Below are 23,791 nucleotides of genomic sequence, written 5' to 3' on the forward strand. Positions count from 1 at the left end.
ATTAAAAATGTTTGAATAGCTCCATGAACACAGCGGACATGATGATAATCATAATGATGCCGTACGTGATCGCCAGCCCAGCCATGGCCAGCCCCCGGCCACCTAACAGCGGATTATTGCGGATCTTAACCAGGGCGATATGACCAAAGATGATGCTCAAGATCCAACTGATCAAATTCACGATCGGGATAAAGAAGAGCAGGCTCAAGACAAAACTAGCGATGGCCAGACCGCTGGTACGGGCAGACGCTGCCGGGATCTCCAAATGATATGTGGGTAGCTGGGGAGGCGTTGGCTCTACAGGCGGAGCCACAAACAGAGGCTTCCGGAGAAGATGCTCAGGAATGGGAGGCGGCCGGCCTGGCATGGGGATGCTCTGCGCCTGCTCCAGCTTTTCCTGGAGATCCTGAAGCTTGGCCTCGTATTCCGTGCGCAGCCGGGTTTCGTTTTGCTTGGCTGCGACCTGAACAGGGTCGGATGAGGGATGGAGATTTTCCAGGAAGTCACGCAGTGGCTGCCATTTTTCATCCACATGGATTTGATACAGGGAATGAATGCGGCCGGAGCTGAGGGCTTCCCGGATTGTTGCCAAATCCCAGGGGCCGAAGCGCTGGCCACGCCATTGAAGGTGGTATTGTGCAGGGGCACTCATGGCTGTGAGGGAGCGAGAAAGAGGGATTCTCCTGCTGCAGGGGTATGGTTGGAACCACTGGCGGAAAGAGCAGATTCAAAACGCTCCATCAAAGAGGCGCGGTCTATCGAGATGAAAAAGACGGGGCTGAGAGGTTGGGCTTCTTTGGCTTTCAAAGGGTTGGCGGGGGGCAGCGAAGACTGGGGATTGGCGACCAGCAAGGGTTTAAGACCTGCTTTGGAAAGTACCCAGAGCTCAGAGGCCGCACGTGCTGGAATTTTGAGACGGAGAGTGAGATCTGTCTCCACGTAACCGCCAAATTTGAGCCCGGATCTGGCAACGGCGGTGAGCATTTCCCGCCGGGCTTTGGCTTCTTTCATGTATGAGCGTCCGGTGGTCTTTTCAAAGTAGGCGTTGAGCGGACTGGTGAAGCGGGTGCGGACAGACTGGAGCAGCCAGTCTTCACTGCGCAGTCTGGTATCACCAAGAACACGATGCAGCTCGGCGAGGTCTGCCTGCAAAGTGGGGCTGAAATGAAAACCCCACGCCAGGGGGCGGGTGCTGGCCATATCCTCCAGGCGAAGCATGAGATAGGCCTTGGTGATGGGGTTGGCGTCTTTGTCATCAATGATCTGCTCAAAGATCTCCAGCAACGGACGGAGGAAGCGCTCGCCTTCGGGATCGGTCATCCGGCTGAGTTGCAAGGTGTTCATCAACTCGCTGGTGGTGCTGAGTTTTGAGGAGACAACACCCTGCCCTCCGAAATTGCCAGGCCCGAAGACCACCCGGCGGAAGTCCTTTTGGGTGAAAGTGACGGAACTGGCAGCTGAGGAGGGATCGAAGCAAAGGCCAGACCAGCGCCTGGCTTCACCAACGACGGCTTCATCGAGTTTTCCTTGTGACCAATATGTTTTTTGCGAGCTGCGGGTGGAGAGGTCTGTGACGTTGTTTTCCCAAATATTATTGAGGAACTCATCATCGCGAAGCTCGAGGAGCAGGCGCAGGTCCCGCTCCATGGGATCGCTTGGGGCCATGTGAACGCTGGAAACGTCCTCCAGAATGGCATTGAGGACATTGACATCCCCACCGCTGATGAGGGCAGCAAGAATGGCCTTTTCATCCAGGCGCGCATCCAGGACGACTGAGGCAGGGGCAGCCTCGGTGAAGCTGATATCCTGCCATGCGGCCAAAGCACGGGTATAAGCGGTGAGGGAATCGGCATCGACTGCCTGGGTCCGTGCCTTACTGAAGGAATCCAGCGCGGTCTTGAATGCGGTGAGGCGCTGGCGGAGGGCAAGGAGACGGCTTTCGATATCGGTGGGGAGACGGAGGGATTCCACCTCAGGCTTCAGACCCACTTCAAGCTTTGCCAAGCTTTCTTCGAAGGTCTTCACCTTGGCGGTGGCCTGAGCTGCGGAAGATTCAAAGGACAGGATCTCAGAGGCCTGGGATTCCAGCTTTGCCAGGGTGGCAGCGCTTTCGCCAGACTGGAGCTTGGCCAGATCGGTCAGGTGCAGATCTGCACGGGTGCGCAAGGTGGCGAGGCGATTTTTTGGCTCGGCTGCCAAGTCCTGGGGCAACTGCTGAATGATAGTCGAGGCATCTTCGAGACCCCGCATCAAAGCCGGTGCAGGCAGCCTGCTGACGCCGTTTTTGAAACTGGACTCCAGGTCATCCAGCGCGGTGATCACCTGGCGCTCCAGGCCGCGGCTTTGAGAGGCCCAGGCATCCACCTCTTCCAGCCTGGACTGCAAGAATGGCCAGCGCAGCAGCAGTGGATCTTTTTCACGAAGCTGGCGGATGAGTTCTTCCGCCGGCTGGCTGGTCTGTTTTTCCCGGTAGGCAGCGAGCTCCTCGGAGAGGGAATGAGCTTTCCAGGCGTGAAAGGCCACGGAGGCGAGGCCCAGCATGACGAAGACTGCGGCGGCAGTGGCCATCAAAGTGCGGATACGGCGGGCACGCTGCATGCCGAGCAGACGGCTGCGGAGATCCTGGCCTGCACGGGTAATCCTTTGAAGGGCATTGTTGGGGACAGGAAGGCGGTGCCCCTCCAGCTCCTTCCACTGGCGGACGAAGGACTCATCCTTTTCTTCCAGCTCGGCATAAGTCAAACCTGCGCCGGTGAGGAGGCGTGTTTCCACCTCCTCAACAAAAGCGATAAAGCTTCGAAGACTTTTCTGGAAATTCCGCTGCTGCTCATCTGCGGCCAGTCTCTGACCGTGGTAGCGGGTGATTTCCGCCAGGGTGCGCTTCTGGTCTTCATCGGTCGGTTCGATGCTGAACTCCGTGATTAGACCGGTGATCTCTTCCAGAAGTGAACCAACAGCCCGCCAATCATCCTTGCCATGGGGCTCCTGAAACTGGCTGATGAGGCCAGGGAGACGCTCCGCCGCCTGGCGGGTGCGCCAGGAGCGGCGGATGGACTGGCCTTGGACAAAAGCCTCCTCCCGCTGGAGTTTTTCATCTGGAGCCAGTGAAGAAAGTTCTTCTATCAGACGTGCGATGGTTTCCTCATCATCGGTCTTCAGAGTCGCGCGGAGCTTTTCCAGCGTGGTCTGATAATGCTTATGCTGAAGGCGCTGGAACTCGGATTTGGCGTTTTCATCTGCGGGATTCAGCTTGAGGATGGTGCGAATGATGTGGAGCGACTTGGCATCGTCCCGCGATAGTACTGCCGAGCGGAAGTCTTTATACAGGGGATGATTGGCGGTGATGCCTTTGGTATAAAGCACTTCCAGGGCATGCACTGTCGGGGCATGGATCTGCGCCGCCACAGGAAGCTCATGAGCTTCACAAAATTCGCGCCAAGCTTTTTCCTCCCCAAAGCTAAGTGCCGCTGCGGTATCCAAAAGGGGAGGCTCCTGCTCCGCCGCCTGGAGCGCCTGGTAATCACTGCCTTTCTGAAGCATTTGGGCCACCGTTTCCAGGCGCTGCTCGACCAAGGCGCAGGCACGGGCATAGTCTTGAGCTGCCTTTTCTACCGATGGCGTCACAGCGCCGTCCTGGAGGGCTGCGCGAATGGTCTGGATGATACGAAGAAGCTCTTTCACAAGTTTGCGGGCACGGGTTACTTAGCTGCCGAAGGGCTTTGAATTTCGATTTTGCAAAGGTCTCTAGGACCTTTGGATGTCTCCATCAAAGTATAGGTCCCAGGCGGCAGTGTGAAGCTGGCTATCTTCACATTTTGCAGGGCGTCCAGCGTTTTGGTCACTTCGGCAAGTTCGGCCTCCTTAGCGGCAATGGCATCATTGTAGCCTTTGATTTTCGCTTCCCGCCCGGCAAGGCTGGCAGGCAGACCGTCCCGGAGTTTTCTCTCCGCCTGGATACCCTTCTCGAGTTCCTCTTTTTTGCGGGTCTGGAAATCGATGGCAAATTCATCGCGCGCGGGAGCGGTAGTGGGGCTGATCACTTCATACTCGTCTGAGACATTGAGCTTCAGGAAGAATTTCTTTTGCATGGAACCTGGGGTGTCACTGCGGATCCCATACTGGGGTGATGGTACTGCCACGAGGTGGAGGCGTTGCAGAAATGGGACCATGCCTGAAAGGCTGATCCTGTTGTTTGCATTCGCGGCTATAAAGCTGGGCCAGGGATTGAACTCCAGCAGGTATTCGAGAGGCTCCAAAAAGATGCGGACTTCGAAGAGCAGCTTTTGACCATCTTCCGAGCGGGCAACCACCCGGGTATTTTGACGGGTGTCAGGAATGCGAACCAGGCGGTTTCCAGCAAAGACGATCTGCTGACTCTTATCAGCCATGCGGCCAACGCTGAAAACCTTTTCGGTGTAGGACGACTGGGTGGTATTTTCCGTCCATTCTTTCAAGTCTTTAAATCCTGCTGTCTTGCTGGAGATATAGATCTTCATGTTCTCCGCCACAGGCAGTTCTAGTGATGCCAGAGCTGGAATCAGGGGCGAATCCTTATCCGGGGCGACTATGTAAATGGGATGGCTACCGAGAGGATCATCCACGAGGTCTGCAGGCAGGACCTCTTTCTCCGGCGGGGCCGGGGCGGAAGGGGCAGGCGGCGGCGGAACCGTCGAAGTGGTGAAGGCGATGCTGTCCTGCTTCTTTGCGGCGATCATCTGTACCAGCCAGGCAGGGGCTTCTGCAGCTCTTTTTTCCAAGTCTTCTGCTCCTTGAACTGGGCTGGCGCGGGTCAGCTTTTCAGCACTTTCCCAGACGTCAAGCCAAGCGGGAGTCTGTTTTCCAGCTTCCAGGGATTTCAGGAGAGATTTCCATTCAGAGGGTTTTCCGCGAGGTTGCGATCCGGCGCTGAGAAGGGTCAATGCCTTGTCCAAATAGGGCTGTGTTGCGGGTGGTTCCGGCTTGAGCGGTTTTTTAAAATGCGCGGCCAAGTCATTCCAGGCTCGTTTTTCCCTCTCCAGCATCGGGGTGACCTCGCTGATCATCTCTGAGGGAAGTTTGCTTTCCCAATCTTGGACCATTTTTGAATCTGCCAGGGCTGAATAGCTATCGACCCAGGCTTGATGATGCTTCACAAGTTTGCTGAAGAGATCCGCCGGATCATTTTTGGAAGGAAGCGGCACCGTCGCAAAGCTGCTGGTTTTAGCCATGTTGGCCTGAATGACTTCCAGCGCCTTTTGATATTCCTGGATCAGCCGAGGATCTTGCTGGGACTTCAGCCATGAGGCCACGAGTTCAAATTTGAGGCCATGCTTGAACCAAAGTAGATCCACTGACTGGATGGTCTGCTGAAGGGCCACTTCGGCCTGTTTCTTTTGATACAGATGCCAAGCAGCGGCAGTTCCACAGGCGAGCAAGACCAGGGCGGCCAAAATTCCGATGATGAGGACGGGGGCCTTGCGCTGAGGTTTGACGACTGGCTGGGGTGACCATTCCGGTGACAAGGATGGGGGTGCATCCGCAGCGGCGAGAGAAGCGGATGGCTGCCGACTCAAGGAACTGGGAACGGGGTTTGGAATAGCTGGAGCTTCGACTTCAGCAGGCTTTGCACGTGCGGTTTCGCTGCGTGGCGGCGGGGGCGAAGGGAGGGTAGCGGGGGTGCTGAGATCAAAAATAGGCCGGGTAGCTGAATCCGGCTGGGGACGCAGGGGGGAAGCGGCGGATACGCCCATCCAATGAAAATCTCCGATGTCATCCCCTGGCTCAAGACACGTGGTGAAAGCGATGTTCCAGGCGCCTGCTTTATCCTCCAGGAGGGATTCATGCACCAACTGTAGACCGTCCACATCCGGAGGCAGGATGAGGAAACAGCCGCGCCCGGCAGCCGCTGAATACGGCAGGCGGGCGTAGCTTGGAGAACCGGCCAGCTTTTGCCAAATGCTGCTGGGCGGTACGCGCATGCCGCTGAGAGAAACCTCATCCGCAGGGTCAAGAAAACGTGGAGGATCGTTCCAGCCCGTCCGCCATTTCATGGCCAGGAGGACATCCGCTGGGGTGATGCCGGAAGCTGCCAGCGACCGAACTTCCATGGCCTCGGCAATGAGGTGGTGAGCGATGTGGCTGGTGCGGCCGGTGTAGTCTGAGCCAGAGTCGCGGATGCAGCTCAGAACATGATAACGGCTGGCCCCGGAAAGGACGATGCGGTGGCTATAAATGATCCGCCTGAGATCATGACCAGGCTGCCGGGCAAACTGGCTGAAACGTTCGATGGCGGATGCGAGGGTACCACTGACGGCCCGGTGACGGGCGACGGTGCCAAATCCTGTCCTGCCAGCTTCGAGGAGGCGAGGTGCACTAGTGTAGATGAGCTGCCAGGCCATGGAGGTTTAGTAGTCGGTGGCTGAGGGGATCACGTCGGGGGAGGTCTGAGAAAGCACCCAGAGGGTCGGTTCCTCCACATGCTGAGGTTTAATCTGCTTCGGGTCTGGGCCGATACGTAGATGACCTTCCCGGTCCTTGAACTGCACTGGGGAACAACCCAGGGGACTGATGGCAAAGTAGCACACATTGGAAGAAATGGCCTCAGCATTGGCAATGATGGCGGGGCAGATTTCCATGAGCAGGGCGCGGATACGGGCTGAATTCGCCTGGATGCCTGGTAGGGAGACCCAGCCCCGCTGCACCGCCGGTTGCAAAGGTTCCGGGCCTAGCAAATGCAGCCAGGTATCACATTTGCCGACCATGACGGCGAGTGGGGTGGTGACGCGCTGGCGTGCATCCATGCCGAGGATGCTTTTCATGCGCACCTCTGTCTCAGCGAGGATGACATCCTGCTGGTCCAGCCGGTGGCTCTGAATCTGCGGATCCGTGATGCCTGCCAGTTTATGGCGGAACTCCGTGTTATGCAGAGGGTCAAACAGGAAGAAGATGCCGGAGGCCACGGAAATGTGCTGGGCACCGGGGGAATCGGCACTGTTGGCCGTGGGTTCAAAATGCTCCCCCGCATTGTCATAAAAGACGATGGAAAAGCCCGATTCGGGCGAATCCGGATGCGACAGCCTGAAGACAAAAGGTTTTGGCAGCCTGACCTTGCGCCCCTGACGCGGAAGTGTCTCGTAAAGCGAGCCTTCCAGTTCCGTCTTGGCCAGGAAAGCATCTTCTGGAGACGCGGCGGAAAAGAGCTGCGTCTTCATCTGTGTGAGGATGACATTTTCCGAAGGATCGGCATCACGGAAAGTGATGCGGAACTGCTGAAAGAGAGTGCTCTGCAAAAGCTTCACCAAGACACTCAGATAGTATGACTTCCCGGAGGAGGGAGCACCCACGATGGAAAAGATGTGGTGGGGACTGTCCATGAAACCGGGAGGCAGCTTACGGCGGCAATGAGGACAGGCGAGATCCGGTGAGGGCAGGCCCATGGCATCCAACGCCTGCCCACGGTCATTGAAACGGGTGGCATGGAAACGCTGCATGCGATCTTCCCCAAGGATGGGATCTCCACGCAGACTGCCATGAACAGCAATATTCATGGCATCCCCACGGTCGAATTTGAACCAGCAGATCGGGCAGGTGAATTCGCCGTATTCAGAGTTCACATTCTCTGCCACAGGCTCCATCGCCCCAGCCAAAGATTCCATGTCAGGGGCCGGCGGACGCGGTAAGAAGGAGAGGGGCTCCTTCAGGTCATGAACGAAAAAGCCCATGTTTTCCATCAGGGCTGGGAGAACGATCATGCTGCCAAGCTCTGCCTCCGTATGCTGGCCCATTTTGGCAATCAACTGTGGTGAATCCAGCGGACCTGACCAGAGGTGATGGGTCTGATCATAAACACGCCAGGACATGGGCTGGCCATTTTGCTGCCAGTCATGGTTATCGGAAGTGTGCTTGAAAGAGAGCAATTGACCCTGGATAGTAACGCTGTGCTCCTGGCCGGGCACGATTTGAAAAAAATCAGCAGGCTCTCCATCTACCAAGCCCTGGCTCTGCATTTTCACTTCATACATTAAACGATCTCCGACAATCGTGCAGACAACGGGAGGACATGTGCCCTGTATCAACCGAAAATCCGCAGCGGCATTGGCACCGATGGTAAAAGGCGTTTTCTCAACCACGATGCGAGCACCGGTCAGGCAATCGAGGATGCATAATTTCGAGAACGATTTCGGTTTTCCTGACATGGGGATTTGAGTGAAAAGTCATTAGTCTTTTGAACAGTTCCTTGTCAAACATAAAGGCTCTGCCTGGATTAATTTGATGACTGTTCTTAAGCTGATCCATTGCGGCTTCGATGACTGGCCAGCAGATACAACACCGAATTTGGCATTCCGATTCAAAAAAAATGCACCCGAGTCTTTCGACTGGGGTGCATAGGCAAAGCGTAGAAGAATGGATCTCGTCTAAAATTTCAGTTCTTCTTTAAAAATCATGCGAGCTGCCTGGGCGACGTCTTTGTCACCACGCCCGGAAAGATTGACGATGATGACCTGGTCCTTGCTCATTTTTGGAGCGACCTTTTGAACTTCCGCAATGGCATGGCTGCTTTCGAGGGCAGGGATGATCCCTTCGACACGGCTCAATTCCTGAAATGCGGCGAGGGCTTCAGCATCGGTGGCGTAATTATACTCCACCCGGCCTTCATCATGAAGCCAGGCGTGCTCAGGTCCGATGGCGGCATAATCCAAACCGGCACTGACGCTATGGGTAAGCTCGATCTGACCGTCGTCGTTGGCCAGCAACCAGGTCTTGGTGCCCTGGAGGACCCCCAGGCGACCACCCTGGAAACGGGCAGCGTGACGCTCAGGAACAATGCCATCACCACCGGCTTCGACACCAATCATGCGTACATTGGCATCGTTGAGGAAAGGATGGAAAAGCCCGATGGAATTGCTGCCCCCGCCCACGCAGGCGACGAGGAGGTCCGGAAGGCGCTGTTCCCGTTCCAAAATCTGCTGGCGGGCCTCCACACCAATGACGCGGTGAAAATCCCGCACCATCATGGGGAAAGGGTGGGAGCCGAGGGCACTGCCTAGAATATAGTGGGTGCTATGCACGTTGGTCACCCAGTCACGCATGGCTTCATTGACGGCTTCTTTGAGAGTGGCCTGGCCTGCGGTCACGGCGACGACCTTGGCCCCGAGGAATCTCATGCGGGCCACATTTAGCGCCTGCCTTTCCATGTCCACCTGGCCCATGTAGATGGTACAGTCGAGACCGAAGCGGGCACAGACCGTGGCGGTGGCCACGCCATGCTGGCCGGCACCGGTTTCTGCAATGATGCGTTTTTTACCCAGTCGCAGGGCCAGGAGGGCCTGGCCGAGGGCATTGTTGATCTTATGTGCACCGGTGTGAAGAAGGTCTTCACGCTTCAGGTAGATGCGTGCGCCGCCGAGTTTTTCGGTCCACCGCTCGGCAAAATACAGGGGGGTGGGACGGCCGACGTATTCGTGAAGCAGGCGGTTCAGTTCCGTCTGAAAAAGAGGATCGGCCTTGGCGCGCTCATACTCTTCAGAGAGTTCATTGAGGGCGGACATCAGGGTCTCCGGCACAAACATGCCTCCATAGCGGCCGAAGTGACCGTGTTTGTCGGGCATCACAGGAAAGGAAGCAGCAGGGGCGGCAGTCATGGCGGGGGAATTAGAATAGATCAGATACGACGCTTGGCAAAGGGAGGTGCAAAATCAAAAAGAAACACCCGGAACAGGCGGGCCTGATCCGGGTGTGGGTACAATCGCAATGAATGCGGCTGCGATTAGAATTTCAGCTCTACACCCCCATACCACATACGCGGGGCACCGGCGCGTGGGCCGTATGGAAGACGGCTGGCGACGTATTCTTCCCCGAGCAGGTTGGATACGCCGGCGAAGAGACGGACGTTATCGGTCACGCGGTATTTGACGTTCAGATCCACCAGGAAAGCAGCGTCGGCAGTGCCGAAGCGACCATCTGGCGTGCCGTCCGGGGCGAGGCCGCTGGTGGTATTGCTGGCAGTGCCAAATGTTTCCGGGGTATAGGTGGCATCCAGATAGACGCCGAGTTTTTTATACTCCACCCCCAGACCGAAGGTAATGTTATACTCTGGGATGTAAGGTACACGGTTGCCAGCGGTGCCGCCGCTGAAGATGCTTTCCTCATCGGTCGAAGGGGTATCGGAGGTCAACTCTGCATGGGTGAGCGTCAAAGCGGCGCGCATTGGCAGGTGCCAGTCAGTAGCGGATTCAGCCAAGGGGTCATAACGGATGGCGGCTTCCAGACCATAAACTTCAATATCGCCCGCATTGGTGGTTTCTGTCGCGCCGGATGCTCCTACCAGATCGGGAACGATGAGATCCTTGTGCTTGGAATAGAAGCCAATGAGCTCCGCCTGCATCTTCGGGGTATAGTAGCGCGCACCCAGCTCAAAGCTGTCTGCATATTCGGCTTTCTGGCCATCAGAGATAGTGCCGGAGGGTCCGGGAGTGGAAACACCACGATAATAGCTGCCGAAGATGGAAATGGACTCGGTCGCCTGATAAACGGCACCAATGCCAGGTGCCCAGGTAGTCAGCTCGCCTTCTCCCGCAGCTCCGCTGCGGAAATTGTCAAAATCCTGCCAGAGATGCTCATACCGAAGGCCGGGTTTAACGGTCAGCTTGCCGAACTGGATGCTGTCCTCAATGTAAAGGGCAAGGGCAGTGGTGGTGCTCCGGCGGTCATCCTGAGAGCCTGGGGCACCCCGGGTCACTCCGATGATATTGCCGCTGGCGTCCAGAGTATAAAGATCATCGTTTTGAAAACGGATTTCATCATCATAATGCAGGCGTGCACCCAGGCTGAGGGAATGTTGCAACGGCCCTGTGGCGAAATCCCAGTCCATACGGGTCTGAATGCCCACCGTGTTATACTCACGATTATTGTTGCGAACGCGCCAGCTTCCCGCGCCGTTACCATTGATAAGATCGTATGCTGCACCGGACCCTGCGCCAATAGCCTGAGAAGGATCAAAGGTATCTACGCCAACTATCACATCCTGCAGCTTATACCAGGCGCGCTGAAAACTATTGTAGTAAACGGAGGTCTCGAACCGCAGGGCATCTGTCGGCTCAATGATGTAGGTCAGCGAGGTGCGGAATTGCTCGGAATTCATCACATCAAACTGGGTGGCGGCGTAGCGGCTATACGGATCGCGTGCGAAGTCACGCTCACTGAGGCCAACATAGGTCTCAAGTCCCTTGAAATCCGTATAACCGATGCGGAACTCAATGCGCTGGCGAATGGATGAATCCGGCTCGAAGAAGACCTTCAGCATGGGTTCATACACTTCATAGCCGGTGTTTCCATCGGAACCCTGAATGGTGCGGAAGCCATCGCTATGCTCATGGTTGAATTCGAGAACATAACCAAGAAGCCCCGCATCGAACTGGACGGTCTGGCCCCAATAGGTGTGGTTTTTCCAGGTATTGAAGGAGCCAAAACTGGACTTCAGGTAGAAGTCCTCAGCGGAATTACCTTCGAGACCCAATTCTGTGAAGGGAGTGGAGAGATAATTGACCACACCGCCGGTCGTATGGGGGCCATAACGCACCTGGCTGGATCCTTTCAGGACTTCCACGCCGCTCATACGTCCGATGCGCGGGGAATAGTAAGCTGCGGGTGCGGAATACGGAGCCGGGGCCATGGGAATACCGTCCTCCATGATGGTGACTTTGGAACTGCGGCCTGGATCTGCCCCACGGATTGAAATGTTGGGGAAGTTTCCGAATCCGTCTTCTTCACGAATATAAACCCCGGGAACCTGCTGCAAAACACGAGCCGGATTGCTGTAGTCTTGATTACGAATAGCTTCCTTCGTGACCAGGGCAGCCGAACCTGCGATGCGCGGAATGTCTTCGGCTTTGCCCACGACCGTCACGACGTCCAGTGTTTGCACTTCTGACTCGGACTGAGGCTCAGTCTCAACGGGTGCAGATGATGCTTCTTGAGCTTGGAGGCCAGTGTAGAGCAAGATCATGGTGGAGGCAGCTATCAAGCGTCTCCAGGTAGCTCGCACAGCATAGGCTGAGGGCGGTCGGGCAAAGGTTGTATTTTGCATGGAGCCGCTCTATATGAGAATGCGTCGCAATCGTAAAGTACATTTTCTATTATATTGAGTGATTTTTGCCCAGTATTAGGGTTAAGAAGAACCTTTATTGATCACTGGTTTTCACAATCCAAAGAGCCTTTTCCGTGATGATCTGTGGCACATAAAAGTCATGCGCCTCAATGGGTATGGCGGGAAAAATCTGCTCCTCAAAACAAATACCCACCAATTGAGCCTTTAAGTCAGGCCGGGAAAGCAGGCGATCATAATATCCGCCCCCGCGGCCAAGCCGTGCTCCATTCACGAAGCTGTAAGCTAAGCCTGGAACGAGAATGAGGGTCAGTTCCGACGGCTGGAGCCGACGGTCTGGATGCATGACAGGTTCCCAAATCCCTAGAGGGCCACGGTGTAAGTCGTGGGTACCTGTGACCTCAAAGGGCATCAATTCGACACCTTGGACGGCAAAAAGGGCTGTGCGCCAGCCACGGGCTTGCAACCAAGGCAGCAGGTCAGTCATGAGGTCCGGCTCGTTTCTGAGTCCGCCAAACAATGCAACGGTTCCTGGAATAGCCCAAAGATCCTCCCTCTCCTGAAGGTGGGCCACGAGCTGCCTTGACCAGAGGGCCAGCGTTTCTACTGGGACGTTGCGTAAGCGCTCGCGCACATGGCGGCGGAGATCCGCTTTGCTGGGGAGATGATCAGACATCATTCTAATTGGCCAGGGGGTGGCGTTTTGAAAAGAGGCAAGTTCGCGAAGAGATTGGCCTGGCGCTTGCCACCGGAGAGAAGCACCTGCATCATTCCACGAATGGCCGCCTTTCTCTTCCGCCGACTATTGAGCAGCATCGTCGTGCTGTTCTTTGCGGTGTCGCTCACCTTTCTGCTGACGCGTACGCTTCCGGGCGGGCCGTTCGACAAGGAAAAGGCCTCCTCTGCGCAGGTGCAGGAAGCCTTGCTGGAAAAGTATAAGCTGAACGGCAGCCTGTGGGAACAGTATACGGCCTATCTACGGGACTTGGTGAGGTTGGACCTGCGGGTGTCATTCAAATACCGCGACTGGAGTGTGGCGGAGATCTTGGGACAGAAGATGCCCACTTCTTTGAAACTTGGTGGGGTGGCCTTTTTGATCGCGAGTGTGCTGGGGGTCTTCATCGGCTCCCTAGCTGCGATGAAAAGGGACACGACGGTGGACTGGGCGGCGATGTTTGGGGCGATCCTGGCTATTTCCATACCGTCGTTCATCACGGGTCCGTTTTTGATAGCTGTCTTTGCTCTCTGGCTGGGCTGGCTACCGGTGGGGGGCTGGGGGACCATCGGTCACCTGATTTTGCCAGCCTGCTGTCTGGCGGCACCGTATGTGGCCTATGTCGCACGGCTGATGCGCAACAGTCTGCTGGATGTTTTGAAAAGTGATTTCCTGCGCACCGCCAAGGCCAAAGGGCTGACGAGTTCCCAAGCGCTGGTGAGACATGCAATGAAAGTGGCCATCCTGCCCGTGGTGACTTACCTGGGTCCTCTGGCAGCGCATCTACTGACGGGATCCATGATTGTGGAAAGCGTCTTTAACATTTCAGGTGCGGGCAGCATTTTTGTAAATGCGATCCAGAACCGGGATGCCTTTCTCCTGTGCGGTGCGGTGGTCATTTACTGCACGCTGCTGATCGTCTTTAACCTCATCGTGGACCTGCTTTACAGTGTCCTGGACAAACGGATCCAGTTGCATGCCTGACGCCCCCCAAGCAGCTACCATCAGCCGCCCGGGCGGTTGGGCAATCGTGCGGCGGAACCGGCCTGCGATGGTCTCCCTCATCTACCTGGCCTTTGTCGTCCTGGTCTCTTTTACGCTGCCCTTCTTCCTGCCGGAAAGTTTGAAACAGACGAGCAGCGGCACCTTTTTGCCTCCCCTGAGTTCAGGTGAGGAAAGCGGTGCCCTGCATCTGTGTGGCACGGATGTGAATGGACAGGATCTCTTTTACAGGCTGCTGACCGGTGCCCAAGTCTCCCTGGGGGTGGGTATCGTGGGAGCCATCATCTCCCTCTTCATCGGCACGGCTTATGGAATGATCAGCGGCTTTTTTGGCGGGCGGGTGGATGGATTCATGATGCGTGCGGTGGACATGCTGTATGCGGTGCCACGCATTCTTTTCATCATGATTTTTATCGCGGCCTTTGACAGTGTCTTCAAAGACTGGCTGGACGGCACCCGACTGTGGGCACAGGAAAAACAATGGCGGAGCCTGGAGGATGCCGCTCGCTATCTGATCCCTTATTCCAAAATTCTGGTGATGATCATTTCACTGGGGTTGGTGGAATGGCTGACGATGGCGCGCATCATCCGCGGCCAGGTGCTGGTGCTGCGTGAGATGACCTTTGTGACAGCTTCCCGTGCCATGGGCCAAAGCGGCTGGACCATCCTGCGCAAACATTTGCTGCCGAATCTGAGCACGATCATCCTGACCTATCTGACGCTGACGATTCCTGCTGTTATTCTGGATGAATCCTTCCTGAGCTTTTTGGGGCTGGGCATCGAAGACCCGGCGGCAAGCTGGGGATCTCTCTTGAAGGATGGTGCGCAGGTGATCAACCCGATCGAGAGCAAGTGGTGGCTGCTTGCCTTTCCCGCCGTGCTTATGTCCCTGAGCCTGCTGGCCCTGAACTTCCTGGGGGATGGGCTTCGGGACGCGTTCGACCCGAAGTCTGCGGACTGAGAATAACGATCTGTTAAGTCATGCGTATTCGCTGACTAGGCGATTGACTTTAAAGCTCATTGCGCCTTGTTTCATCGTTCGCAGCTAGTGCTGCGGACAGGTGTCACACTTTAAACTCCTGTCTCCCATGGCAAACCACGGCCAGCACCAACAGGGAAACTCCGCAAGCAAACGCAGCGGGGCTGGGCAGGCTGTCGTCGAACTCTGTGCAGTCTCCGAATGCGGGTTGGTATTCTGGTCTCGCCAGCGTTTTGACATCGGCGCCGAACTGCAAATCCGCGTGCGACGGGATGCCATCCCCGGTTTAAAAATCTGCCAGACGGATGCTGAGGAGTGGATCAGCCTGCGAGGGTTTGTGGTGGAGTGTCCAGCGATGCGTCGTCCCTGTGGTGAGCACGGTTTTCAGGTCTCGCTGCTGATGGAAAGTGCGTTGACTGCGGTCACGGAGACACGGCAGACCAAGCCCAAGCATGCATGCCCGAAGATGAAATCCCTTTTCCCCGGTCTGCAAAGGGCAGGGCTTAACTGAAACCGGCTGGTTCGTCGATCACGGCGGGTCGCGATAGGCTATTCAAAGGCTCATCGACGACCTGCCGTGCTCTTAAGACTGTATTACTTCTTTTTCTTCACCTCTTTTTCAGGCAGGCCCTGACCCGGCTTGAGATCCAGGTTGGCAGTCATGTCAGCTTCAGTGACCGTGGATTCCACGCCCTGCTCTGGCACATCAGCCTGGGCAGTCCAGAGGATGGCGTTGAGGACGAGCTTGCGCTGCTCATTGTTAGCCCAGCTCTGGTGGAAATGGCCACCGGTGAAGCCAAAACCACGACCACCACCATCCCGCTCCGCGGCCCAGGCGACATGCTGCTTTTCCTTGTTTTTGACGGATTCGCGCACTGTAGCATTGCCGCTATGGTGGCCGTCTGGACGATCCATGGTGGAATCTGGAGCCACGGCGCTGAGGATCGGTGTCACGCGGTCCATGCCTTTGCGGAAGCGCATGTAAAAGTACCATTCATCATTGGTGCCGAAGGGCTTGACGCCGCTGGCGATGGGGTGAGGAGGAAACTCGGTGAAGCTGGCATCCCAGTGTGGATTCACACTCCAGTTGATCTCGAAGCAGCCACCCATCCAGTCAATGAATTCCTTGCCACCCAGTTCGATGGTTGGCTCCACGGCATAGTGCAGGGTGAGGAACCCGCATCCGCGTTTCATTTCCTTATCCAGTTGTTGAAGGTGATCCCCCTCCAGAGCTGGATGTTTGGGACCACCATCGGAATAAATGACCACGCTAGCGGCCTGTGCCAGTTCTTCCGCTGAAGGCCATTCGCCATTGAGGTGATGCTTGATCTCCACTTGGTCGCCAGCGCCCTGTTCGAGGCATTTTTTCAGCAACTGGATACCGGCGTTATGCTCATGCTGGCCAGGGCCATGGGAAGGTTTCCCAGCGATCATCACGATGACTTTTTTGTCAGCCGCAGAAAGGGTGGCCGCAAAAGCCAGGGCCAGGGATAAGAGAAGAAATTTCATAGGGTTGGAGGTGCAGATGCTAACGTCACACCGGACGCGGGCATTTCATGGCGTACCGTGGATTCATCAGCAAATGAAAATCCGCTTCCTGGGATGGTGCCGCGTTAATCTTCCCGATCTCCCTGGCCACCGGGCCTTGGACGGGGCGGAGGACCAGCACTGTCACCACGAGAATAAACCACGTGCAGATCTGCGGTGGCGAGGATTCTATCCTGAATGGCAGCCAGCAAGACTTCGCGGTTCACCTGGGAGGCGGGCTGGTCGATTTCAGGCGTTGCAGACAGGGCGTAAACGTGCAGGACATAGGTCTTCGCGCCAGGCCCTTTTGAATGAGGTGGTTCATAGCCCACCTGGCCTCGAAAACCGGTGCCTACCTGGCCGATGCTTTTTACGTTTTTGGGAAGATTGGTCACATTGGCAGGGATGTCCCACATCGTCCAATAGCCCTTCATTTCATTCCCAGGAGCTAGGTGGTCCATGATGAGCGCATAGCTTTTGGTTCCAGCCGGAGCACCTTTCCAGCTCAGCGGCAGGGTCGCTCCGGTGCCATCTCCGGTATAGTCCACAGGGAGGTTGCCGCCGTCTTTCACTTCGGGGCTGGTCAAAACAAAAGCATTGGTGGCTGTCGGAGTTTTCACTTCAGGTGCGCTCAGTTCATCCGGACTGAGCTTGCCGTCTTGATTGCTATCCATCGCCAGGAAAGTTGCCCGTGCTTTTTCCATGGTATCAGAAAGGGAGCTGCCATCTTTGCGCATCCCAAAATCGTGCCGGGCTGATTCGGCGAATTCTTGTGCCGAGACATGGCCATCACCGTTGGAATCCATTCGTGATCCCGCTGGGGCAGGTGATGGCGGCGGCTCTTGTTTCCTCGCTTGTTTGCCCCTTCCCTTCGGCTCGCCAGCACCTCTTGGCCCGCCTTTGCCGCCACCACCTGGCCTGGCTGTATAGACTTCTTTCGTGACGCCTTCGCTGCCGTTATCGTATTCGAATGGATAGGTGCCATCCGTTTTGATGGTATAAGCCACCGAACGCTGAGCATTGTTTATCGTATAAGTCAGACGGTAACTGTTATCTCCCGTGCTTTCAAAACCGGTGATCTCTGCTCCACGCAGAGGCGGAGTATCTGGCCGGACACCTTGGGCACGTGGTTGCGGATCCACCTGCCCTTCAGATTCCACCACCACACCGTGAAAACCTCCGAGGACATACGGATACTTTGTGGAGGCGTGGTAGTGATAACCCACACCGGGAGTTTCATGCCCGTGGCAGACATCCAGCCCGCTCACCGGAGATCCATCCGGCTCAGTGAGTCCATAAACAGGGTAACCGTCCAGGCCATAGGCGATAGGCATTCCCTTTCCCACGATGGCCTGTAAATGCAAAGGGGCCGCATGATAATGGTAATCATCCGCACGACCGCAATGCCCACCCCACTGATCTAGTTCTCCGATTTCTTGTGAGATATCTCCACGATTGTTTTGAGGATTGAAGATTGGAATGCCATTGACGGCCAGGGCGATGGCACCACGAAGAAAACGTCCTTTGATCAAAGCGGGTTCCTTTGCTGGAACAGGGTATAGAGGGAGACGCCAAGCGTTGTTACCGAAGTAAGCTTGAGGCAAAGGCACCTGCTGTTGCCAGGCGGTGATGCCCACCATCATGCCGTGATCCGGCATGCCATTGGAGCCAATAAAAAGATAGTCCTTGTCCCATTTGATCTCCACCCGTGGAAACGCTTGAAACGGCAGGGACTGTCTCGGTGCATCTTTCACATTCCCTATGGCTGCTGCCGCTAGATTGAGCGCAGAGGCTGTGGAGGCCACCCGCAGCGGCTTGATTTCACTTGCCCCTGAGTGCGTCTGTTTTTCCTCCCACTCTGCCAAAATATGGGCTCGCATTGCCTCATCAAAAACGGGGACATCTCCCGCTTTCCATGAATGAGCTGATGCCTGGCAAAAAACCAAACCACTGCCTAACAAAATGAGAAAAAATTTTGGATTCATGCCTTTATTTCAAGGCATGGTAACACCTCTTCATCATGAAGCGGGGACAGATTTGTCAAGGAATGGTAAAGCCCTCAGCCGCCCGGCGGTGTGCGGTCATCCCCAAAGTATTTTTCACTGCGATAGCGCAACCACACGCGCAACACTTGCGGGATCTTGTCCTTCTCTGCTTCCGTCAGGGTTTCATACAGGGCCAAGGCTTTTTCGCGTTCGCCTCGGCATGCGCGGTTGTTATGAGCATCCCAATAACTGCGGGCCACGCGAATACGGCGACAAGTCTCTTTGATCAAAGCGGCTCCAGTGAGCGGCTTGTCCGAAGGTTTTTTCTTGGCGGGCATGACTTGGACATCATGCCATCTGGGTCACCGGCTGACGAGAAAAGTTTGTCAGCGTTTGGCAATCGGAGATGGCGAGACCACTTAACAATGATTATCCTTTAGGCTAATGCGCTACCGGAACTGCCAGCTCCTTGCTTTAGCTTGGTTCATTATGCCTCTGGGATGTCAGGTGCATGCGGCATCCTCGTGGTCATGGTTAAGTCCAGAACTGCGCCGGATTGAAAAGGAGAGGCATTTATTGGAAAATAAGCTCCAGACTTTACCGCCTGCTCCGCTGCCGCAGGCGACTCAGAGACTGGGATGGCACAGCCATTACTCATCCACCCAAGATACGGTAGAATGGATCGAGCTGAATCTTGGACGCACGGAGCGGCTGGATGCTGTAGTGCTCATCGCACCTCCACCCGGAGCCGGAGTGAAAGAGGCTGGGTACGGCTTTCCGCTACGATTTCGTGTGGAACTTCTGGGCGAGGGGGATGATTCGCAGCGCATCATTCTGGCTGATTATACAGCGAATGACTTTGCCAATCCTGGCCTGCTGCCAGTGTTCATTCCCGCAGAAGGACGGATGGCCCATAAGGTGAGGATCACGGCGACGCGGCTCTTTCACGAAGACAGGCGATACCTGTTTGCTCTCGGGGAAGTGATGCTGCTGCAAGGAGGGCGAAATTTGGGCGCGGAGGTCGAGGTGCTGGGACCGCCGTATGCCCATGCCAGCAGCAGCCAGGGTACGCGCCCGGACTGGGGTCGGATCAATATCGTGGATGGCCATTCGGCACTGGGACCTCCCCTGGGAGAGAAACCCAGCCCGACTTTCGGCTTTCGCAGTAAACCGACCAGCGAAGTCCTTTCGGTGCAGAATCCCTGGGTCACGATTGACTTGGGTGCAGTGCGACCGGTGGAGGAGGTGCGACTTTTCCCGGCCCATCCACCCCAGTTCGCTCATAGCCATGGGTATGGTTTCCCCGTCAAATATCAGATCGAGCTAAGTCTGAGTGCTGACGATTCACCTGTGATCTTTTCCGCCCCTCAGTCCGGCAGCTATACTGCCGTACCGGGAGACAATGTGGTGACTGTCATCACAGATCAGACGTCGGCTCGTTTTGTGCGACTGAAGGTCCTGGAGCCACACGTCAGCAACGGCAGTGTGGTACTGGCCATGGCCGAAATGCAAGTCTGGTCAGGCGGACAAAACATCGCGATGGGCAAACCTGTTTTGGCTTCTGCCCATACCGAGGTGGACGGATGGTCAAATGCGGCTTTGGTGGATGGCTTTACCAGTAGCCGTGAGATTGTGGACTGGACCGACTGGCTGACGGGTTTATCCCGGCGGAGAGAAACTGAGCAAGGGCTGGCGAGGCTGGATGAACGGCAAGTGGCCATCATGGCTGATTTGAAAAATCTCGGCTGGTGGGGGCTGGGGGCTTTTTTTCTGATGCTGATTTTGGCACTGCTCACTGCCTATTTCCGCCAGCGGCTGGCCCGCAGGAAAGAAATGGAGGAACTGCGCCAGCGCATTTCACAGGATCTGCATGACGAGATCGGCAGCAGTCTGGGCAGCATCATGCTCATCAGTGATGAGGCACTGAGCATGGCTAGTGAAGGGGAGCTGGGACAGGACTTGCAGGAGATTCGCGAGACAGCAAGGCAGACCATGGATTCGATGCGTGACATCGTCCGGCTGGCGCAAACTGGCAGCTATGGGGGCGATGACCTGCCGGCTCATATGCGAGAGATCGCCGACCGCATGCTCCGGGGCATCAGCCACCGCCTAACAGCCGATGAGATCAGCGGTCTGCCCATGGATAGGCGCCGGGATCTGGTGCTCATGTTCAAAGAGACGCTGCACAATCTGGTCCGCCATGCGAAGGCATCAAAAGCAGAGATTCAGCTCAAACAAAGCCGCGGTACACTGATGCTCACCATCCGTGATGATGGCTGTGGCTTTTCACCCGCCAAAGTACAGGGACAAGGCATGGGGCTAACCAACCTCCAACGACGCGCCGACAAACACGGTGGCTCTGTCGAAATCACCTCGGCCTCTGGACATGGCACCACCATCTGCATCACACTTCCTCATCATGGCTGAAACCGCTCCCACACTCCAAGTCTGGCTTGTCGAAGATCATAAAACGTATGGCGAGCGCCTAATGCGTGCTTTGAACAAGCTGGAGGGCATTCACTGCGCCCAACGTTTTACTGCCTGTGAAGATGCCTTTGCGGCACTGACGATGCATGCGGCACCCGAGGTCCTGCTCCTGGATGTGGGGCTGCCCGGCGTGAGCGGCATCGAAGGTATCGCCCGGTTAAAGCAGCTGGCTCCGAAAGCTGCCATCGTCATTCTCACTGTTTTTGAAGACGATGATAAAATCTTTCGCGCCATCTGTGCGGGTGCAGCCGGGTATCTTTTAAAGACCTCCAGCACTGAGGACATCGCGGCGGCCATCCGCTCAGCGGCGGCAGGCGGCTCTCCCATCAATCCACGCATCGCCCGCCGTGTTTTGGAAATGCTGTCCAAAGCCAATGAGCCACCGCGTGATTATGGACTGACTCCACGCGAGCATGAAATCCTGCAACTGCTGGTTCAGGGTCTCACCATCAAAGCCGCAGCGGCCCAGCTCGGCATCGGCTATTACACGGCGGACGAATACATCCGCAGTGTTTATGAGAAGCTCCAGGTGCGCAGCCGGGGCAGCGCCATCGCCAAGGCCGTGCACGAACGTTTGGTCTAGTTGCGGCAAAAAATCTGCACGCACTGTCGCAAATCACACACTCTTTGTCGTGGTAGGCGGGATGGCTTTTGCCGTATGATGTCGTTTACCTAACCATGAAATCCGCTGCCGTCGTTAACTACGCTCCTGAAAAGGGATCGGTCGAAATCCGTGAAATCGAGAAACCTCAAATCGGCCCTGAAGACGTGCTGCTGGAGGTCGCCAACGTCGGTGTATGTGGCAGTGATTTGCATCAATGGACGGCTGACCATTCCTGGCCAGTGAACTATCCCGTGGTGCTCGGCCATGAATTCGGCGGACACATTGTAGAAGTGGGCAAGGAAGTCCAAGGCTGGAAAGAAGGTGACCGAGTGGTCAGTGAAACAGCTGCCATCATCAGCCAGAACAACCCCATGACCCGGCGTGGCCTGTATAATCTGGACCCGACACGCAAAGGATTCGGCTACGGCGTTAATGGAGCCATGACGAAGTATGTGCGTGTGCCTTCCCGCATTCTCCATGAGGTGCCTGCCCAGCTTCCTTTCGAGCAGGCCTGTCTGACGGAGCCCTGCTGTGTGGCTTACAATGCTGTGGTGAAAAATGCGCGTATTGAACCGGGTGACCGCGTGGTGGTTCTCGGACCCGGCACCATCGGCATTCTATGCGCGGCCATGGCCCGGCTTTGTGGTGCGGAAGTGGCCATCGTCGGCCTGCCGCAGGATGCCCACCGTCTGGAGATCGCGAAAGGCTATGGTTGCGAGGTCATCATCGGGGATGCCAAGCCTTGGGCACAAGCACGTGATGGCTTGGGCTGTGACGGTGTGATTGATGCCGCCGGTGCCAGCATCACCCTGAAAATCGCCCTGGATATCGTCCGGCCTGCAGGCTGGATCAGCAAAGTCGGCTGGGGTCCGCAGCCGTTGGGATTCAACTTGGATCCACTGGTACAAAAGAATATCACTCTTCAGGGCAGCTTCAGCCATAACTGGCCGGTCTGGGAACGTGTGATCGCCTTGCTGGCCAGCGGCCAGTTCGATGTGAAACCCATCATCGGTGGTATATGGCCCGTCACCGAATGGCACGAAGCCTTCGAAAAGATGCACAAAGGCGAAGTGGTCAAAAGCGTCCTACGGCCGGTTTAAAATCCTAAACAGTGGGAGCGATGAATGGAAATACCACCTCACCCTTCAGGTGAATGGTCATTGCTGGACGTTTTATGCTCAGGGAGTGAACCGGAGTTTTAATTGCAGCTATTTAGAGCAACCTCAGGCTCTCACCCACGTTAATCTGTTACCCATGAAACCAGCCTTTTCCATCTTCTTCGCCACTCTCCTGGCCTCCGTCACCTTTGCAGCCGAACCGGCGGGAGAATACAGCCGTGTCATTTTCTCCGATGATTTTTCTGGTGAAGGCTTTGGTCCTCGCTGGGGTCATTATAAGAGCTCAAGCGTCGTCAAAAACGGCGTACTGGTGGGTATCACCGCACCCACATCCGACCACTCCGCCGTGGATAACATCCGTATCGAAGGTGAGAGCGATCTGGAAGTCTCCGTAAAGTTCCGCTTCGTCAGCGACAAAGCGAAAAGCTTCAACGTCTGGTTCGATGACAAGAACTACAAAGGCTCCCATGCAGGCCATATCTGTCAGGTCTCCGTCAGCCCGGGTTATGTTAACCTGTCCGACGCGAAGACGGGTGCCTTTACCCTCACCAATGATCTTTATAACCGGAAAAAACTGCCCGGCGGCCTCACTGACGAGGACAAAAAAATGCTGGAGAGCAAAAGCAAGCGGGTGCCCGTGAAGCTGAGCCTGGAAGAATGGCACACCCTCGTGGCCCGGACGAAAGGCGAGGAAATCGAAGTCCTCGTGGACGGCAAGGCCGTTGGGACATTCAAATCTGAAGGCGTGGCCCACCCGTCTAAAACCCTCATCAGCCTGACCACGAATCCTGTGGACGTGGAGTATGATGACTTCAGCATCAAGGCCCCAGCCAAGCCTTGATAACATCCTGCTTTTCCCGTTAAAGCCTCAGCGATGGCCCTGCTGCACTCCGGTGGTAGCAGGGCCAGTTTCTTTATGGAATCGCCCATAAAGGCAGCCTCTTCGTTTCCTGAGCGCGACATTCGGCGAGCCGTGCAGAGGCCCCAGGAAGCAAATGCATTCCAAAAAAGGAAATCTGGTTGCCGAAGTGCGAGTCCAGTATAAACTGCTCATCCGCCAAACAGGCGAACGCCGGGATAGCTCAGTGGTAGAGCAGTTGATTTGTAATCATCAGGTCGTCGGTTCAAATCCGACTCTCGGCTCCATTGAAGATCAATGGATTACGCCCAAATCCCATTCAGGGATTTTTTTTGGCTGTTCATTTTCTGTGCAATTCTGAGTTTGGAGACCCTAGCCGATGGTTCGCTCAAATGGCGCCGGGCAAAACCAACATGCGAAGTGAAAAGAACCG

17 protein-coding genes and 1 tRNA gene are annotated in these 23,791 nt (G+C 55.9%); 8 read left to right on the forward strand and 10 right to left on the reverse strand.

Annotation, left to right across the window (positions count from 1 at the left end; genetic code table 11):
- Position 1 precedes the first annotated feature (1 nt).
- From EI77_RS05545 to EI77_RS05575, 7 genes are all read right to left on the reverse strand, one after another.
- A complete protein-coding gene (locus EI77_RS05545) occupies positions 2-652 on the reverse strand; it encodes a DUF4190 domain-containing protein (protein ID WP_133793739.1) in 651 nt (216 codons plus the stop codon).
- Positions 649-3,681 carry a coiled-coil domain-containing protein gene (locus EI77_RS05550; protein WP_133793740.1) on the reverse strand — a complete coding sequence of 1,011 codons (3,033 nt, stop codon included), beginning with the start codon at positions 3,679-3,681 and terminating at the stop codon, positions 649-651. Before EI77_RS05550 ends, EI77_RS05545 begins: the two co-directional genes overlap by 4 nt.
- Positions 3,682-3,698: 17 nt before the next feature.
- Positions 3,699-6,377 (reverse strand): GAP1-N2 domain-containing protein, encoded by a 2,679-nt coding sequence (locus EI77_RS05555; RefSeq protein WP_133793741.1) that lies wholly within the window; start codon positions 6,375-6,377, stop codon positions 3,699-3,701.
- Between the two features lie 6 nt (positions 6,378-6,383).
- Positions 6,384-8,174 carry a hypothetical protein gene (locus tag EI77_RS05560; protein WP_166647059.1) on the reverse strand — a complete coding sequence of 597 codons (1,791 nt, stop codon included), beginning with the start codon at positions 8,172-8,174 and terminating at the stop codon, positions 6,384-6,386.
- 219 nt (positions 8,175-8,393) lie between these two features.
- Entirely contained in the window at positions 8,394-9,620 is a 1,227-nt protein-coding gene (trpB, locus tag EI77_RS05565) for a tryptophan synthase subunit beta (RefSeq protein WP_133793743.1), read from the reverse strand.
- Between the two features lie 125 nt (positions 9,621-9,745).
- Entirely contained in the window at positions 9,746-11,983 is a 2,238-nt protein-coding gene (locus tag EI77_RS05570) for a TonB-dependent receptor family protein (RefSeq protein ID WP_166647060.1), read from the reverse strand.
- A gap of 175 nt (positions 11,984-12,158) precedes the next feature.
- A complete protein-coding gene (locus tag EI77_RS05575) occupies positions 12,159-12,761 on the reverse strand; it encodes a 5-formyltetrahydrofolate cyclo-ligase (RefSeq protein ID WP_133793745.1) in 603 nt (200 codons plus the stop codon).
- Positions 12,762-12,860: 99 nt separating this feature from the next.
- Here EI77_RS05575 and EI77_RS05580 point away from each other — a divergent pair, with 99 nt between their 5' ends.
- From EI77_RS05580 to EI77_RS05590, 3 genes are all read left to right on the forward strand, one after another.
- Positions 12,861-13,781, forward strand: coding sequence for an ABC transporter permease (locus EI77_RS05580; RefSeq protein WP_133793746.1), 921 nt, complete (start codon positions 12,861-12,863; stop codon positions 13,779-13,781).
- Complete coding sequence (locus EI77_RS05585) at positions 13,774-14,760, forward strand: ABC transporter permease (RefSeq protein ID WP_133793747.1); 987 nt, start codon at positions 13,774-13,776, stop codon at positions 14,758-14,760. The genes EI77_RS05580 and EI77_RS05585 overlap by 8 nt, the downstream gene beginning before the upstream one ends.
- A 127-nt stretch (positions 14,761-14,887) precedes the next feature.
- On the forward strand, positions 14,888-15,289 hold the full coding sequence (locus tag EI77_RS05590; RefSeq protein WP_133793748.1) for a hypothetical protein: 402 nt from the start codon (positions 14,888-14,890) through the stop codon (positions 15,287-15,289).
- Between the two features lie 83 nt (positions 15,290-15,372).
- Here the strand turns inward: EI77_RS05590 and EI77_RS05595 are convergent, their stop codons facing one another.
- The 3 genes from EI77_RS05595 to EI77_RS05605 form a co-directional block, all read right to left on the reverse strand.
- Complete coding sequence (locus EI77_RS05595) at positions 15,373-16,287, reverse strand: ThuA domain-containing protein (protein ID WP_133793749.1); 915 nt, start codon at positions 16,285-16,287, stop codon at positions 15,373-15,375.
- A gap of 104 nt (positions 16,288-16,391) precedes the next feature.
- Entirely contained in the window at positions 16,392-18,290 is a 1,899-nt protein-coding gene (locus tag EI77_RS05600) for a YHYH protein (RefSeq protein WP_133793750.1), read from the reverse strand.
- A gap of 74 nt (positions 18,291-18,364) precedes the next feature.
- The gene (locus tag EI77_RS05605) at positions 18,365-18,628 is read right to left on the reverse strand and encodes a Precorrin-3B methylase (RefSeq protein WP_133793751.1); all 264 of its coding nucleotides are present in this window, start codon (positions 18,626-18,628) and stop codon (positions 18,365-18,367) included.
- 238 nt (positions 18,629-18,866) lie between these two features.
- Here EI77_RS05605 and EI77_RS05610 point away from each other — a divergent pair, with 238 nt between their 5' ends.
- The 5 genes from EI77_RS05610 to EI77_RS05630 all read left to right on the forward strand — a co-directional run bounded on the left by EI77_RS05610 (position 18,867) and on the right by EI77_RS05630 (position 23,645).
- A complete protein-coding gene (locus EI77_RS05610; RefSeq protein WP_243838666.1) occupies positions 18,867-20,717 on the forward strand; it encodes an ATP-binding protein in 1,851 nt (616 codons plus the stop codon).
- On the forward strand, positions 20,710-21,360 hold the full coding sequence (locus tag EI77_RS05615; RefSeq protein WP_133793753.1) for a response regulator transcription factor: 651 nt from the start codon (positions 20,710-20,712) through the stop codon (positions 21,358-21,360). The genes EI77_RS05610 and EI77_RS05615 overlap by 8 nt, the downstream gene beginning before the upstream one ends.
- Before the next feature lie 95 nt (positions 21,361-21,455).
- Entirely contained in the window at positions 21,456-22,481 is a 1,026-nt protein-coding gene (locus tag EI77_RS05620; RefSeq protein ID WP_133793754.1) for a zinc-binding dehydrogenase, read from the forward strand.
- A 154-nt stretch (positions 22,482-22,635) separates the two neighbouring features.
- A complete protein-coding gene (locus EI77_RS05625) occupies positions 22,636-23,340 on the forward strand; it encodes a 3-keto-alpha-glucoside-1,2-lyase-like domain-containing protein (RefSeq protein WP_133793755.1) in 705 nt (234 codons plus the stop codon).
- Positions 23,341-23,570: 230 nt separating this feature from the next.
- Positions 23,571-23,645, forward strand: a tRNA-Thr gene (locus EI77_RS05630).
- Positions 23,646-23,791: the final 146 nt, after the last annotated feature.

The sequence above is a fragment of the Prosthecobacter fusiformis genome (genome assembly GCF_004364345.1).
GTDB lineage: Bacteria > Verrucomicrobiota > Verrucomicrobiia > Verrucomicrobiales > Verrucomicrobiaceae > Prosthecobacter > Prosthecobacter fusiformis.